Source organism: Ferdinandcohnia sp. GQ5 (assembly GCF_059759275.1).
In genome coordinates, this window is the sequence record NZ_JCAXEW010000055.1 from 1 (window position 1) to 467 (window position 467).

Annotated in this window: 3 tRNA genes and 1 rRNA gene; all 4 read right to left on the reverse strand. The window is 46.0% G+C overall.

Annotation, left to right across the window (positions count from 1 at the left end):
- Window positions 1-4: 4 nt before the first annotated feature.
- Window positions 5-80: transfer RNA gene (locus AC6CHV_RS26335), tRNA-Lys, on the reverse strand.
- A 5-nt stretch (window positions 81-85) separates the two neighbouring features.
- Window positions 86-161 (reverse strand) — tRNA-Thr (locus tag AC6CHV_RS26340).
- A 19-nt stretch (window positions 162-180) separates the two neighbouring features.
- Window positions 181-256 (reverse strand) — tRNA-Val (locus tag AC6CHV_RS26345).
- Between the two features lie 10 nt (window positions 257-266).
- Window positions 267-382 (reverse strand): 5S ribosomal RNA (rrf, locus tag AC6CHV_RS26350).
- Between the last annotated feature and the right edge of the window lie 85 nt (window positions 383-467).

The following is a 467-nucleotide window of genomic DNA, read 5'->3' on the forward strand; positions in this document are numbered from 1 at the left end:
AAAATGGTGAGCCATGAAGGACTCGAACCTTCGACCCTCTGATTAAAAGTCAGATGCTCTACCAACTGAGCTAATGGCTCGCAAGTGGTGCCGGCTAGAGGACTTGAACCCCCAACCTACTGATTACAAGTCAGTTGCTCTACCAATTGAGCTAAACCGGCAAATTAAACTTAAAATATATGGTGGAGGATGACGGGATCGAACCGCCGACCCCCTGCTTGTAAGGCAGGTGCTCTCCCAGCTGAGCTAATCCTCCGTCTCATCCAACCTAGCGACGTCCTACTCTCACAGGGGCAAAGCCCCAACTACCATCGGCGCTGAGAAGCTTAACTTCCGTGTTCGGTATGGGAACGGGTGTGACCTTCTCGCTATCGTCACTAGATAAGTTAAAGACAAGATATATTATACTATCTTCAAAAAAAATTTCAAGAAGAAATTTTCATTCCTTCAAAACTAAATAACGCACT